The organism is Streptomyces sp. NPDC029152 (assembly GCF_055564355.1).
Map to the genome: position 1 here is coordinate 64,158 of NZ_JBVHWR010000006.1, position 14,233 is coordinate 78,390.

The 14,233-nt window shown below is 73.5% G+C and carries 12 protein-coding genes; 2 read left to right on the top strand and 10 right to left on the bottom strand.

The genetic code is table 11. The features are described from left to right. The first annotated feature begins 69 nt into the window (after positions 1-69). Both ACZ4V6_RS14500 and ACZ4V6_RS14505 read left to right on the top strand, forming a co-directional pair. Positions 70-774 carry a DUF5995 family protein gene (locus ACZ4V6_RS14500; protein WP_467826631.1) on the top strand — a complete coding sequence of 235 codons (705 nt, stop codon included), beginning with the start codon at positions 70-72 and terminating at the stop codon, positions 772-774. Between the two features lie 81 nt (positions 775-855). Beyond that, entirely contained in the window at positions 856-1,785 is a 930-nt protein-coding gene (locus tag ACZ4V6_RS14505; protein WP_467826633.1) for an LLM class F420-dependent oxidoreductase, read from the top strand. 5 nt (positions 1,786-1,790) lie between these two features. Here the strand turns inward: ACZ4V6_RS14505 and ACZ4V6_RS14510 are convergent, their stop codons facing one another. The 10 genes from ACZ4V6_RS14510 to ACZ4V6_RS14555 form a co-directional block, all read right to left on the bottom strand. Further along, entirely contained in the window at positions 1,791-3,488 is a 1,698-nt protein-coding gene (locus ACZ4V6_RS14510; protein ID WP_467826635.1) for a flavin monoamine oxidase family protein, read from the bottom strand. Between the two features lie 47 nt (positions 3,489-3,535). Beyond that, positions 3,536-4,324 (bottom strand): carbon-nitrogen hydrolase family protein, encoded by a 789-nt coding sequence (locus ACZ4V6_RS14515; protein WP_467826638.1) that lies wholly within the window; start codon positions 4,322-4,324, stop codon positions 3,536-3,538. Between the two features lie 770 nt (positions 4,325-5,094). Further along, positions 5,095-6,306 carry an MFS transporter gene (locus ACZ4V6_RS14520; protein ID WP_467826641.1) on the bottom strand — a complete coding sequence of 404 codons (1,212 nt, stop codon included), beginning with the start codon at positions 6,304-6,306 and terminating at the stop codon, positions 5,095-5,097. Positions 6,307-6,444: 138 nt separating this feature from the next. Next, on the bottom strand, positions 6,445-6,897 hold the full coding sequence (locus ACZ4V6_RS14525) for an Lrp/AsnC family transcriptional regulator (protein ID WP_351021238.1): 453 nt from the start codon (positions 6,895-6,897) through the stop codon (positions 6,445-6,447). A gap of 15 nt (positions 6,898-6,912) precedes the next feature. Next, positions 6,913-8,403 carry an amino acid permease gene (locus tag ACZ4V6_RS14530; protein WP_467826643.1) on the bottom strand — a complete coding sequence of 497 codons (1,491 nt, stop codon included), beginning with the start codon at positions 8,401-8,403 and terminating at the stop codon, positions 6,913-6,915. Positions 8,404-8,886: 483 nt separating this feature from the next. Further along, complete coding sequence (locus tag ACZ4V6_RS14535; RefSeq protein ID WP_467827368.1) at positions 8,887-10,329, bottom strand: GuaB1 family IMP dehydrogenase-related protein; 1,443 nt, start codon at positions 10,327-10,329, stop codon at positions 8,887-8,889. Positions 10,330-10,437: 108 nt separating this feature from the next. Beyond that, complete coding sequence (locus ACZ4V6_RS14540) at positions 10,438-10,791, bottom strand: barstar family protein (RefSeq protein WP_467826645.1); 354 nt, start codon at positions 10,789-10,791, stop codon at positions 10,438-10,440. Positions 10,792-10,816: 25 nt separating this feature from the next. Continuing rightward, positions 10,817-11,860 (bottom strand): sugar-binding transcriptional regulator, encoded by a 1,044-nt coding sequence (locus ACZ4V6_RS14545; protein WP_467826648.1) that lies wholly within the window; start codon positions 11,858-11,860, stop codon positions 10,817-10,819. Between the two features lie 77 nt (positions 11,861-11,937). Then, positions 11,938-12,624, bottom strand: a complete 687-nt coding sequence (gene rpe / locus ACZ4V6_RS14550) for a ribulose-phosphate 3-epimerase (RefSeq protein WP_467826651.1) — start codon at positions 12,622-12,624, stop codon at positions 11,938-11,940. 122 nt (positions 12,625-12,746) lie between these two features. Next, positions 12,747-14,168, bottom strand: a complete 1,422-nt coding sequence (locus ACZ4V6_RS14555; protein ID WP_467826654.1) for an RsmB/NOP family class I SAM-dependent RNA methyltransferase — start codon at positions 14,166-14,168, stop codon at positions 12,747-12,749. Positions 14,169-14,233 lie beyond the last annotated feature (65 nt).

Sequence of the window (14,233 nt, forward strand, 5' to 3'; positions counted from 1 at the left end):
TTCCCCCGTTCTGGGGAAGCGTCGGGCCCGCCGGCACCGCTCCCACCCTAAAGCTGCGACGCTGCCGCCATGGCGCACTGCGAGCAAGTCCCGGCGGCCGTCCGGACGGTGGACACGGTCCTGTCCCGGATGCGCGCCCTCGGCTCCGCGCTGCCCCCGCGGGACGGGGTCGCCGTCTTCAACGGCGTCTACCTGGCCGTCACGGAGGCGGTCGACCGGCACATCGACCACGGCCTGTTCCCGGACGTCCGGGCCGCGATCGCGCTGGACGTGCGGTTCGCGGAGCGCTATCTGGAGGCCGTCGACGCCCTGGAGGGCGGGCGCCGGCCGCCCGCGTGCTGGCGGCCCCTGTTCCAGCTCCGCCGCCATCCCGGCGTACGGCCGCTGCAGTTCGCGCTGGCGGGCATCAATGCGCACATCGGGCACGACCTCGCGCTGGCCGTGGTGGACACCTGTCGTACGCTCGGCTGCGAACCCGTCGACCTGGAGGACGAGTTCGACCGGGTGGGCGGCCTCCTCGTGTCGCTGGAGGAGCGTGTCCGCGACGAGCTGATGCCGGGCCCCGACCTCCTCCAGGTCGCCGACCCGCTGACCCATCTGCTCGGTTCCTGGAGTCTGGAGCGCGCCCGTGACGCCGCCTGGGCCGCGGCCCGGGCGCTGTGGGCGCTGCGCCGGATGCCGGACGTGGCCGGGGAGTTCACCGAGCGGCTGGACGCGGCGGTGGGCTTCGCGGGCCGCATGCTGCTCACGCCGCTGCCGGACCGACCCGGCTGACCCTCCCGGAACTCCCGTGCGTCCCCTGTACGTTGGCCCCTCGGGCAGCATCGCACCCCGACTGCGAAGGAGCACCCCGGCATGACGACCCCGCTCGGACTCGGCCTCCCCCAGATGCGTCAGTACGACATCGGCAAGGACGTCCCGGACGTGGCACGCGCGGCGGAACGGATGGGCTACGAGAGCCTGTGGGTCTTCGAGAGGGCCCTGTTCCCCGAGCCCGCCACTCAGGGGCTGTACGGCATCGAGGGCCTGCCCTGGCCCGACGCCTACCGGAGTGTGGCCGAGCCCCTGGTCACCCTGACCCTCGCCGCCGCGGTCACCGAGAGGGCCCGGCTGGGCACCAGCGTGCTGGTCGCCCCGCTGCACGTGCCGTTCCAGCTGGCCAAGGCGCTGGCCACGCTGGACGCGGCGAGCGGCGGCCGGGTGGTCGCGGGCTTCGGCACCGGCTGGTCCCACGACGAGTACGCGGCGGCGTCCGTACGGCCGTTCGCCGAACGCGGCGCCGCCCTGGACGAGCTGATCGAGGTGTGCCGGGCGGTGTGGGGCCCGGACCCGGTGGTGTACGACGGAGACGTCACGAAGATCGCCTCCGCGGTGGTCGGCCCGAAGCCCGCCCGGCCGATCCCGATCATGCTGGCGGCGGGCAGCGGCCGGGCCCGGCGCCGGCTGGTCGACCACGCCGACGGCTGGCTGCCGACCGGCATGGGCGTCGAAACCGTCGCCGAGCAGTGGCGCCTGCTGCGCGAACTGGCCGAGGAACGCGGCCGTACCGAACCGGTCCGGACCGTGCTGCGGGCCAACGCCCACTACCGGGCGGACGGCCGGACGGACGCCGGCCGCCGCCCCTTCGACGGCAGCGTGGACCAGATCGTGGAGGACCTGGCCGCCCACGCCGAGATCGGGCTCGACGAGATCCTCATCGACCTCCAGGGCTCCCCGCGGGACGCCGAGGAGCTCAAGGACGTCGCCGCCGAGGTGTACGAGAAGGCGCGGGCGGCCGGCGTGTAGCCGGGTCAGTCCTCGGGGAGCTCCACCGGCGCGATGTCGTCGTAGACGTCGCCCGGGCCCGGGTTGGTCGCGTCGGTCTCCCCGCCGAAGTGGTGCATGACGCCCCAGACCGCGTTCAGCGCGGTCTGGACGGCGCCCTCGGCCCAGCCGGCCGTCCAGGAGATGTCGTCGCCCGCGAGGAAGATGCCCCGCTTGTCCTCGGGCAGTCCGTCCTGCATGAAGTGCGTGAACAGACGCCGCTGGTAGCGGTAGTGGCCCGGCAGGTTGGCCTTGAAGGCGCCCATGAAGTAGGGCTCGTTCTCCCAGGAGACCGTCACCGGGTTGCCGATGATGTGCTTCCTGATGTCGACCTTCGGGTAGATCTCGCCGAGCGACTTCAGCATGACCTCCATCCGCTCGTTCGCGGACAGCGGCAGCCACTTCAGGCTGTCGTCGCACCAGGTGTAGGAGAGGCAGATGACGGCGGGCTTGTCGGGGCCGTCGTCGAGCAGGTAAGTGCCGCGGGTCATGCGGTCGGTGAGCGTCATCGACATGACGTCCCGGCCCGTCTCCTCGTCCTTGTCCAGCCAGAACGGCCGGTCGACGGGCACGAACAGCTTCGAGGACTCCATGTAGTGGGTGCGCTCGATCGCCGTCCAGTGGTCGATCGGGAACAGCGAGTCGTCACAGGCGATCTTGGAGAGCAGCATCCAGGACTGGGCGGTGAAGATCGCCGCCCGGTAGGTGCGGATGTCGCCGTCGGCGTCGGTCACGGTGATCCGGTTGCCGGCCGTGCGGTTCAGCCTGGTCACGGCCGGGCGGGGCTCGCCGTCCACGTGCAGGGACTTCAGCGAGGTGCCGTGGGGCCAGTGGACTATCTTCTCCGGCTCGCGCTCCCACAGGCGCAGCGGCAGCTGCTGGGAGCCGCCGACGATGCCGCGGTGGTGGTCGTCGGCCTCGGTGTAGACGACGCGGAGGATCTCCAGGATGGAGTTGGGGAAGTCGGTGTCCCAGCCGCCGGTGCCGAAGCCGACCTGGCCGAAGATCTCGCGGTGCCGGAAGGACTTGAAGGCCTCGGACTCGCAGAGGAAGCCGTAGAAGGTCTGGTTGTCGAGCTTCTCGACCAGCTTCGCCCAGATCTCGCGGATGCGCGGCACGTCGCGCGTCCGCAGGGCGCGGTTCATGTCGGAGAAGTCGGCGCCCTCCTCCAGGCACCTGCCCCAGGCGTCGGCGACGTCCCGGTAGACCTGCGGGAGGTCGTCCAGCGTCTCGGCGTAGTGCGACTCGCCCTTGAGGTCGACGACGGTCGAGGGCGTCGCCTCGGCGAGGGGGTTGGGGAAGGGACGGGTCCGGAGCCCCACCAGGTCGATGTAGTGCTGGAGGGCGGTGGAGGACGGCGGGAAGCGCATCGCGCCCATCTCGGCCGTCAGCGAGGGGTCGCAGCCGTCGAAGCCGACGGTCCGCAGCCGGCCGCCGATCCGGTCGGCCTCGTAGACGACGGGCTTGAGGCCCATCTTCATCAGCTCGTAGGCGGCGACGATGCCGGACAGGCCGCCGCCGATGACGGCGACCTCGGTGCCGTGCTCGGTCGCGGGTATCTGGCCGAGGCCCGCCGGGTGGGCGAGGAAGTCGTCGTACGCGTACGGGAAGTCCGGGCCGAACATGGTGATCGGCGGCTGCCGCTCGTCTGCGTGCTCGATCGCGTTGGGCACCGTGGACGTCATGGGGTACGGACTCCTTGCACAGGTGGAACGGGGGAGGCGACGGTGGTTCAGGCGAGGGACCCGTAGAGGCCGGGGCGGCGGTCCTCCAGATACGGGTTGGCCTCGCGGGAGGCGGCGAGGAAGGCCGGGTCGGCGTCGGCGACGACCAGTTCCTCGGCTCGCCCGGCACGGGTGCGGGCGATGCCGTCGGGTCCGGCGAGCACGGACAGTCCGACGAACTCGAACTCGCCCTCCCGGCCGACCCGGTTGACGTACGCCACGTACATCTGGTTCTCGAAGGCCCGCACGGGCACGACCGACTCGGCGACGAACTGGAACGGGTGCATCTGCGCGGTCGGGACGAGCAGCAGGTCGGTGCCGGCCAGGGCGTGGGCGCGCACGTTCTCCGGGAACTCCACGTCGTAGCAGATCATCAGGCCGACGGTGAGACCGTTCAGCCGGGCCTGGACGACCGGCTGGTCGCCGGGGACGAAGTGCTCCCGCTCGAAGCAGCCGAAGAGGTGGGTCTTGCGGTAGTTGGCCAGGCGGGTGCCGTCGGCGGAGATCAGCTGGACGGAGTTGAAGACGCTCTCGCCGGCCCGCTCGGGGTAGCCGTACGCGACGGCGACGCCGTGGCGCGCGGCGGTCTCCGCGACCGCGTCGGCGGCCTCGCCGTCGGCGGTCTCGGCGAGGCGGCCGATGCCTTCGCCGATCGCGTACCCGGTCAGGAACAGCTCGGAGGTGACGAGCAGCCCGGCCCCCGCGGCGGCGGCGCGGCCCGCGGCCTCGTCGAGGACCTCGAGGTTCTCGGCGGTGGAGCCGGGGCGGCCGGAGCTCTGGAGCAGGGCGGTGCGCATGCGTGTTCCTCGCCGGGGGGAGGGGGTCGGGGGGCCAGATAGACGGTACGGTCGGCGGACTCGGCCGGACAAGAAGGAGCCGTTGCGCGCCGGTGAGCGGATCGTTGCGTCCGCCGGGCGCCCGGCGGCGATTCGTTGCGCGCCCGTCCGCCCCGGCCGCCCCGGCCGCGTGCGGCCCGCACGGTCGGGTCCCGGGACCGGCTGCTCCCTCCGCGACGCGGGAGGAGCCCTGGCCCTTCCCGTCCGGGCCCGCGTTCCTTCGCCCGTCCCTCGTCCGCCCCTCCCCCGTCCCGCGGGCGCGTCCCCGCCCGGCCTCCCCCTCCGCGCGGCAAAGAGCGGTGCCGCCTCGGGCGCGACGCGGCGGGAGGAACGCGCCGGAAGGGTGGCGGCCGCGCTCACCGGCACCGCGAAGCCGTACCGGCCGGCCGGGGACGGCATCGCCTCCGCCTTCGACGCCCCTCCGGCGGCCGAGGGCGAGGACGACCCGCTCAGGGCCACCGGGACCCTGGAGTTCCGCTCCCTGGTTGAACGGCGGGGGGCCGTGCGAAGGCGGACGTCGGCTGCCTGCCGACCGGGGCGACGTGGCCGTCGTGTCCGGTGCCGTCGCCTCCTCCGGCCTGCCCGGCGCCGCGGGCGGGCCGGCCTCAGGGCCCACTGCCTCGGCCGCCACGACCGCCCGGGCCGCGACCGGCTCGCCCGCCGGGACGGACGTCCGCCCCGGTGCGTGGGGGCGGCGCCGTCCGAGAAGGCGAAGAAGGGCACGGGCGGCTTCAGGGCCGTGCCCTGGAGTCCGAAGCCGCGGTCCGGCCCCGGGCGGCCACCAGCGCCACCGCCGTCAGCAGGTACGGCAGCGCGAAGACCGCGAACGCGGTGCCGTGGCCCGTCCCCGTCGCGATCACCGCGTACGCCCCGTACACCGCGACCGTGGCCAGCTCGGTGCCGAGCCCGGCCACCGAGGTCAGGGTCGCCCGGCCGGCCGCGCCGATGCGCCGCTGGAGGCGGGCGTCGGCGAGCACGTGCGCCAGCTGGAAGCCGCCGAAGGCGACGGCGACCAGCGCCAGCCCCGCCGGCGTGCCCGCGCCGGCGCCCACGGCCAGGGCGAGCGCGGCACCGGCGAGCAGCCCGCCGAACCCGGCGTCGCCGAGCCGTTCCGCGGGCCCGGCCAGCAGGCCCCCGGCCGTGGCGCCGGCCCAGATCAGCAGGAGCAGCCACGGCACGGTCGTCCGGGCCACGCCGGTGTCGCGCACCAGCAGGGGCGTGTACTCGTCGAGGGCGCCCCACACGGCGCTCACGGCCGGCACGAGCAGCAGCGCACCGCGCACGGACCGGTCGGCGCGGGCCTCGGCGAGCCCGGACCGCAGGGCCGTGGCCCATCCCTCGCGGTCCCTCACGGGCGTGCGGTGCTCCGGGAACCGGGTCGCCAGCGCCGCCGCCAGCAGGCAGACCAGGATGCTCGCCGCCCCAACGGCCGGGTAGCCGCCGCGGGCGAACACCGGCCCGGCCAGGCCCATCGTGGCCATCACGGCCACCAGTCCGGCCGAGCGGGCCCGGCCCATGACGCGGGCGTACCGGCCGGCGGCGCCGAGCCGGTCCAGTTCGTCGTGGACCAGCGCCTCCAGCGCGCCGGACCCGAGCGCTCCCCCGGCGCCCCACAGCACGAAGCCGAGCGCGAAGGCGCCGTAGGACGGGACGAGCACCCACAGGGCGAAGCCGGCGGCGGTGAGCAGCGGGCCGAGCCCCAGCAGCAGCCGCCGGGAGACGGCGTCGGCCCAGGCGCCGGAGGGCACCTCCAGCAGGACGCCGGTGACCGACCACAGGGCGAAGAGGGAGGAGATCTGCCCGACGGACAGACCGGCGTCGCTGAAGAGCAGCGCGTACACCGGGTAGAGCAGGACGAAGTCGTCGAGGAACGCGTAGCCGTACAGCGTGGCCGCCAGACGCCGGTGGCCGGCGGTCGGCACACGTGCGGGTGTGTGGGTCATGAGGCCTTCCCGAGGGAGCGGATCGGACACCGGAGGTACGGCGTCCGAGGCGGTCCTCGGGGACGGGCACGGCAGGTGGATCAATGTCGCCAGGTCACGGCACCGATGGTAGACGGGAGGGTGCCCCGGGCGCAGCGTTTATGCGGGCGACCCCGACGAGAAGCGCCGCAGCAGCGGCGAGAGCACCAGCACCGACTTGGTGCGCTCGACGAACGGCTCCCCGGCGATCCGCTCCAGGACCCGTTCGAAGTGCCGCATGTCGGCGGCGAAGACCTGGGCGATCGCGTCCGCGTCCCCGGTGACGGTGGACGCGGCCACGACCTCCTGGTACCGCTCCAGGCCCCGCTGGATGGTCTCCGGCGAGGTGTTGCGGCGGCAGTGGATCTCGACGAACCCCTCGGTCTCCCAGCCGAGCGCGGCGGGGTCGACCCGCACGGTGAAGCCGGTGATGGCTCCGGTGGCGCGCAGCCGGTCCACGCGCCGTTTCACGGCGGGCGCGGACAGGCCGACCGACTGCCCGATGTCCGCGTAGGAGCGGCGGGCGTCCTCGGCGAGGGCGTGCACGATGCGTTCGTCGAGATCGTTCAGCACTGCGGGTCGTTCACTTCACTTCTGGTGCGTCCGGACCTGGGAGGCGTCCGGCGTGGCGAGTCGGGAACGGCGATGGCCGTACACGAAGTAGAACACGAGCCCGGCGGCCATCCAGACACCGAAGACCACCCAGGTGACGGTGGACAGGCTGCCCATCATCCAGACGCAGAGGCCGAAGCCCAGGGCGGGCAGCACCGGGGACAGCGGCACCCGGAAGGTGCGCGGCATGTCCGGGCGGGTCCGGCGCAGCAGCACGACGGCCACGTTGACGAGCGCGAAGGCGAAGAGGGTGCCGATGCTGGTGGCGTCGGCGAGCTGCCCGAGCGGGACGGCCGCGGCCAGGACCCCGCAGAACAGGGAGACGATCAGCGTGTTGGCACGGGGCGCGCCGGTCTTGGGGTGGACCTTGGAGAACACCTTGGGCACCAGTCCGTCGCGGGACATGGCGAACAGGACGCGGGTCTGGCCGTAGAGGACGGTCAGCACGACGCTGGCGATGGCGACGACCGCGCAGAACGCCAGGAGGGTGCCCCAGAAGCTCTGCCCGGTGACGTCGGTCATGATCTGGGCGAGGGCGGCCTCGGAGTCGCTGAAGCCCTTCCAGGGCCTCGCGCCGACGGCGACGGCGGCGACGAGGACGTAGAGCAGGGTGACGATGACGAGGGAGAGCATGATCGCGCGGGGCAGGTCTCGCTGGGCGTTCTTCGCCTCCTCACCGGCCGTGGACGCGGCGTCGAAGCCGATGTACGAGAAGAACAGCGTCGCGCCGGCCGCGCTGACGCCGGCCATGCCGAGCGGCATGAAGTGCTCGTAGTTGCCGGAGCGGAAGCCCTGGACGCCGACGGCGCAGAAGAGCACCAGGGCGGCGATCTTGACGACGACCATGATCGTGTTGGCGCGGGCGGACTCGCGGGCGCCGCCCAGCAGGAAGGTCATGGCGAGCAGCACCACGATCAGCGCGGGCAGGTTGAAGATCCCGCCGTCGCCGGGCGGCGCCGACAGGGCGGCCGGGATGGTGACGCCGATGGTGCCGTCGAGGAGTTCGTTCAGGTACTCGCCCCAGCCGACGGCGACGGCGGCGACGGAGACGCCGTACTCCAGGACCAGGCACCAGCCGCAGATCCAGGCGACCAGCTCGCCCATGGTCGCGTAGGCGTACGAGTACGAGGAACCGGCGACGGGGATGGTGCCGGCCAGTTCGGCGTAGGACAGGGCCGAGAAGAGCGCCGTCAGGCCGGCGATGACGAAGGAGAGGGTGACCGCCGGTCCGGCCTTGGGGACGGCCTCGCCGAGGACGACGAAGATGCCGGTGCCGAGGGTGGCGCCGATGCTGATCATCGTGAGCTGCCACAGGCCGAGGGAGCGGCGCAGGCTGCCTCCCTCGCCCTGGCCGCCCTCGGCGACCAGCCGTTCCACGGGCTTGCGGCGCATGAGGCTCGCGACCGGCCCCGGGGACGCGGGGGTGGCCGATGTGTCGTGGTGCGGGGGTGCGCCGTGGTCGAGCACGCATGGACTCCTTTGTCGCTGCCGGTCGCGCCGCCCGGTGTCGAGCGGGCCTTCTCGCGGCGGGCTTCTGGAGCGGCGGGGACCGGCGGCGTCCCTCGCGGGAGCGGGAACCCACCGAGCGGGGTCCTCGCCACGCCACGTACAGCGAAGAACCCTACGAGTGTCGGGTTCCCCCTGGTAATGCAGCAACCTTGCGCGTCTTCGCACGATCGTTGCGTTCGCCGGGGCCAGGCGCGTGTTCGTTGCGCGGGGCCGCCGAGTCGTTGCGCCGGGCGGCTGCCGGGGGAGGCGGAGCGCAGACGGAGCGGCGGGGGTCCGGCCCGGCCGGCGACCGTCCGGACCGCGCGCGAGGGCCCACGCCCCGGCGTCGTCCGCCGCGCCGGGCCCGGTTTCGCCGGCCGGGGTCCCGCCGGGAACGGCGCACGGCCCCCGCTCCTCCCGGGCGACGGGAGGAGCGGGGGCCGTGCGGAACGGCCGCGCGGGTCAGTTCCAGCTGGCGTGCAGCGGCTTGCCCTCGGCGTAACCGGCGGCGCTCTGGACGCCGACGATGGCCTTCTCGGCGAACTCCTCCAGGGAGGCGGCACCGGCGTAGGTGCAGGAGGAACGGACGCCCGCGATGATCGAGTCGATCAGGTCCTCGACGCCCGGACGGGTCGGGTCGAGGAACATGCGGGAAGTGGAGATGCCCTCCTCGAACAGCGCCTTGCGGGCCCGGTCGTACGCCGACTCCTCCGAGGTGCGGTTGCGCACCGCGCGCGCGGAGGCCATGCCGAACGACTCCTTGTAGGGGCGGCCGTCGGCGTCGTGCTGGAGGTCGCCCGGGGACTCGTAGGTCCCGGCGAACCAGGAGCCGACCATCACGTTGGACGCGCCGGCCGCGAGGGCCATCGCCACGTCGCGCGGGTGACGGACGCCGCCGTCGGCCCAGACGTGCTTGCCGTACTTCTTCGCCTCGGCGGCGCACTCCAGGACGGCGGAGAACTGCGGCCGGCCGACGCCGGTCATCATGCGGGTGGTGCACATGGCGCCGGGGCCGACACCGACCTTGATGATGTCCGCGCCCGCCTCGATCAGGTCGCGCACGCCCTCGGCGGAGACGATGTTGCCGGCCACGATCGGCACCCGCGGGTCGAGGTCGCGCACCAGCTTGACGGCGCTGATCATCGACTCCTGGTGGCCGTGCGCGGTGTCGATGACGAGGGTGTCCACGCCCGCGTCCAGGAGCTGCTCGGCCTTGCCCGCCACGTCGCCGTTGATGCCGACGGCGGCGGCGATGCGGAGCCTGCCGTTCGCGTCGGTGGCCGGGGTGTACAGCGTGGCGCGCAGGGCGCCCTTGCGGGTGAGGATGCCGGCCAGGCGGCCTTCCCCGTCGACGGCCGGAGCGTAGCGGCGGTTGGCGGCGTCGAGGGTGTTGAAGGCCTCGCGCGGGTCCATGTCCGCGTCGATCAGGATCAGGTCCTTGGACATGACCTCTTCGAGCTGGGTGAAGCGGTCCACACCGGTCAGGTCGGAGTCGGTGACCACGCCGATCGGCCTGTGGTCCTCGTCGACGACGACACCGGCGTTGTGCGCGCGCTTGGGCAGCAGGGAGAGCGCGTCGGCGACGGTCTGGTGCGGGGCCAGCACGATCGGGGTGTCCAGGACGAGGTGGCGGCTCTTCACCCAGGAGACGACCTCGGTGACGACCTCGATCGGGATGTCCTGCGGGATGACCACCAGGCCGCCGCGCCTGGCCACCGTCTCGGCCATGCGGCGGCCGGCGATGGCGGTCATGTTGGCGACGACCAGCGGGATCGTGGTGCCCGTGCCGTCCGGGGAGCTGAGGTCCACGCCCTGCCGGGAGCCGACGGCGGAGCGGCTCGGCACCATGAAGACGTCGTCGTACGTCAGGTCGTACGAGGGCTGGATGTCGTTGAGGAAACGCACGTGCTGCACATCCCAGTCGATCAGAGGTGGCCCCCGGACAGGTCAGCCAGGGGGAAAGAGCACGTACTTCATTCTCCCATGACCGGTGTCCGGTTATCCCCGGGCAGATCATCCAGGCTGGTCAGCGGCCCCCTTGGAGGAACCTCCAGGGCCCAGGGTCACGAAGAGCCCCGGGCCGCGGTCGGTGGCCTCGGCGAAGACCTCCTCGGCGACGGCCCACTCCTCCGGCCGCGCCCCGGCGTACGCGCGCCAGCCCCGCACGAGGAGCACCAGACCCCGCTCCGCCGCCTCCCCCGGCCAGAGGGACGGGTCGGCCAGGGAGTCGGCGAGCGCGTCCCAGTCGCGGCCGAACCCCGCGGGCAGGCCCAGGACACGGGCGCAGCGGTCCATCAGGCCCGCCTCGTCCGTGACCCCGTCGAGGTCCAGCGTGACCACGAGCCGGCCCGCGGGGTCCTCCGTCATGTCGTGCCCTTCCTCCGGACGTCCGTCAGACGCCGTCCGGGTCCGAGCGGTTGAGCGTCGGCTTCGGCGCCGTGCCCGCCGTCAGCAGGTAGTCGGCGGCCGACGTGTCCGTCACCAGGCTGGTGACCAGTCCGGACCGCAGCACCGCGTCGATGGCCGCCGCCTTGCGCTGCCCGCCCGCGATCGCGACGACCTCGGGGATGCGGCGGAGCTGGTCGGCCGTGACCGTGATGCACCGCTCCCCCAGGTCCCGTCCGACCCGGCGCCCCTCGGCGTCGAAGAGGTGCGCGGACATCTCGGCGGCGACGCCCAGGGAGGCGTAGTGCGCGCGCTCCTCGTCGCTGAGCATGTCGTGCACCGTCGAGATCCCCGGCTCCCAGGAGCCGATGGAGACGCAGGCGACCGTGACCTTGTCGAAGTACTCGAAGGCCCGGGCGATCCCGGTCTGGTGGCGCAGTGCCGCCGCGGTGGCCGCGTCCGGCAGCAGCATCGGCGCGTAGATGGGGTGGGCGTCGCCGCCCGACACCTGGGCGGCGCGGCGGACGGCCTCGACCGAGCCGCGCTCGGCGGTCCCGGCGTCGTACACGCCCGTCAGCTGCACCACCGTGCACGGCGGCAGCCGGTCGAGCGCGGCCGCCATGTGGATCGTGGAGCGGCCCCAGGCGAGGCCGAGCACGTCGCCCTCGTTGACCAGCTCGCCGAGCAGGTCGGCGGCCACCTCGCCCAGGTTCTCGGGGTCGGGTGTCTCCTCTGCCTCGGCCGGGGACTCCACCACGACGGCGTGCCTGAGGCCGTAGCGGGCCCGCAGGGCGTCCGAGCGCTCCGCGTCCAGCTCGGCGGGTACCCGGATCTCGATTCGTACAAGGTCCCGCTCGAGGGCGGTCTCGAGGACCCGGGCCACCTTGAAGCGGCTGACGCCGAACTCCTCCGCGATCTGGATCTTGGACTTGCCCTCGAGGTAGAAGCGGCGGGCCATGGCCGCCGCCTGGACCAGCTCAGCGGGTCCCATCCGCATGGCTGAACGGCCCGCCGACATACCCGACACGGCGATCTCCTCACTGCTGTTCACACTCTGGATTCGCCGTTCATCCTTGCAGATTCGGCGCATTCGATCAGCCCTGATGGGAGCCGTTCACGTTCTGTTCCTCAGTGGTCGCACGTCCAGGACGCCTCGGCCGTCGCCGCCTCGGCCCGGCTGCGCAGTGCGCGTACCGCCTCGGCCGGGTCGGACGCCCCGTACACGGCGGAACCCGCGACGAAGACGTCGGCGCCGGCGTCGGCGCACTGCTCGATCGTGGACGCCGAGACACCGCCGTCGACCTGCAGCCACAGCTCCAGACCGTGCTTCTTGATCAGTTCACGGGTGCGGCGGATCTTCGGCAGCATGATGTCGAGGAACGCCTGGCCGCCGAAGCCCGGTTCGACCGTCATGATCAGCAGCATGTCGAGCTCGGGGAGCAGGTCCTCGTACGGCTCGATCGGCGTCGCGGGCCGCAGCGCCATGGAGGCGCGGGCGCCCTTGGCCCGGATCTCGCGGGCGAGGCGGACCGGTGCGGCGGCGGCCTCGACGTGGAAGGTGACGGAACCGGCTCCGGCCTCCACGTACTGAGGCGCCCAGCGGTCGGGGGCCTCGATCATGAGGTGGCAGTCCAGCGGGGTGTCCGTCGCGCGGGCCAGGGACTCGACGACCGGCACGCCGAGCGTGAGGTTGGGGACGAAGTGGTTGTCCATGACGTCGACGTGGAGCCAGTCGGCTCCCTCGACCGCCTTGGCCTCGTCCGCGAGGCGGGCGAAGTCGGCGGACAGGATGCTGGGGTTGATCTGCGCGGCCATGTCCCCAAGCCTGCCATGCCCTCCGGGGGTGGGGGGCATCGGTCCCCGGGTGGACGCGGTTCGTCCGCCGGCCGCGGTCCGGTGGGGCCGGTCGCGCGGTTCCCCGCGTCCCCCGGGGCGCGCTACGCGGTGCGGCGGACCAGGGCGAGGTACATCGCGTCCGTGCCGTGCAGGTGGGGCCAGAGCTGGATGTCGGGGCCCTCGCCCAGGCCGGGGACGCCGGGGAGGAGGGGGCGGGCGTCGACGAGCTCGGTGCCGGGGTGCTGCTTGAGCACGTCGGCGACGACGGCACGGGTCTCGGCGAGGTGGGGCGAGCAGGTCGCGTAGCCGACGACCCCACCGACCCGCACGGCCTGCAGGGCACTGTGCAGCAGCCCGCGCTGGAGCGGGGCGAATCCGTCCAGGTCCTCGGGGCGGCGCCGCCAGCGCGCCTCGGGGCGGCGGCGCAGGGCGCCGAGGCCGGTGCACGGCACGTCGACCAGGACGCGGTCGAAGCTGCCGGGCCGCCACGGCGGGCGCGTCCCGTCGGCGGCGATCACCTGGTACGGCCCCGGGTTGCCGTCCAGCGCCTTGGCCACCAGCCCCGCCCGGTGCGGCTGCTTCTCGGAGGCCAGCAGGAAGGCGCCTCGCTCCGCGGCCAGGGCGCCCAGGAGCGCCGCCTTGCCGCCGGGTCCCGCGCAGCCGTCCAGCCAGCGCCGGTCGGGCCCGTCCAGGGGCGCGCCCGCCAGGGCGAGCGCGACGAGCTGGCTGCCCTCGTCCTGCACGCCCGCCCGGTTCTCCCGTACGGCCGCCACGGCCCCGGGTTCGCCGCCCTCGCTCAGCCGCACCGCGTACGGCGACCAGCGCCCCGCGACGGCCGCTTCCTCGCCGAGCAGTTCCTCCGGCGTCGACCGGCCGGGGCGGGCGACCAGCGTCACCTCGGGCCGCTCGTTGTCGGCGGCCAGCAGCTCCTCGATGCCGGCCCGGCCCCCGCCCAGCGAGTCCCACAGCGCGGAGACGACCCAGCGCGGGTGCGAGTGGACGACGGCGAGGTGGTCCTCGGGGTCCTCGTCGTAGGGCGGCGCGACCCGCTCGAGCCAGCCGTCGAAGCCGTCCTGGGCGACCTTGCGCAGCACGGCGTTGACGAACTTGGCCCGCCCGTCGCCCAGCACCACGCGCGCCAGCTCGACGGAGGCGGACACGGCCGCGTGGGTCGGGATGCGCGTCCCGAGCAGCTGGTGCACGCCCAGGCTGAGCACGTCCAGCACCGGCGGGTCCACCTCCCGCAGCGGCCGGTCCACGCAGGCGGCGATGATCGCGTCGTACGTCCCCTGCCGGCGCAGCGTCCCGTACACCAGCTCGGTCGCGAGGGCCGCGTCCCGGGCGTCGAACTTCTCGTCGTTCTCCCGCGCCCTGCGCAGCAGCGGCGGCAGGACGAGGTTGGCGTAGGCGTCCCGCTCGTCCACGGCCCTGAGCGCCTCGAAGGCGAGGATGCGGACGGGGTCCTTCTGGGGCCTGCGGTACGGCTTGCCGGGCTTGCGGGGACGACGAGACTGCTCGCTCACGAAAAAGGTGCTCCGGGTGTGGGGTGAAGTGCGCTCACCAGCGTACGCCGGGCCGGTGAGCGGTG

Bases quoted from the DNA above. Each gene is read 5' to 3' on its own strand.
- ACZ4V6_RS14540 (WP_467826645.1), bottom strand. From the start codon at position 10,791: ATGACGGAGGACCCCGCGGGCCGGCTCGTGGTCACGCTGGACCTCGAC.
- ACZ4V6_RS14515 (WP_467826638.1), bottom strand. From the start codon at position 4,324: ATGCGCACCGCCCTGCTCCAGAGCTCCGGCCGCCCCGGCTCCACCGCC.
- ACZ4V6_RS14510 (WP_467826635.1), bottom strand. From the start codon at position 3,488: ATGACGTCCACGGTGCCCAACGCGATCGAGCACGCAGACGAGCGGCAG.
- rpe (WP_467826651.1), bottom strand. From the start codon at position 12,624: ATGGCCGCGCAGATCAACCCCAGCATCCTGTCCGCCGACTTCGCCCGC.
- ACZ4V6_RS14520 (WP_467826641.1), bottom strand. From the start codon at position 6,306: ATGACCCACACACCCGCACGTGTGCCGACCGCCGGCCACCGGCGTCTG.
- ACZ4V6_RS14500 (WP_467826631.1), top strand. From the start codon at position 70: ATGGCGCACTGCGAGCAAGTCCCGGCGGCCGTCCGGACGGTGGACACG.
- ACZ4V6_RS14505 (WP_467826633.1), top strand. From the start codon at position 856: ATGACGACCCCGCTCGGACTCGGCCTCCCCCAGATGCGTCAGTACGAC.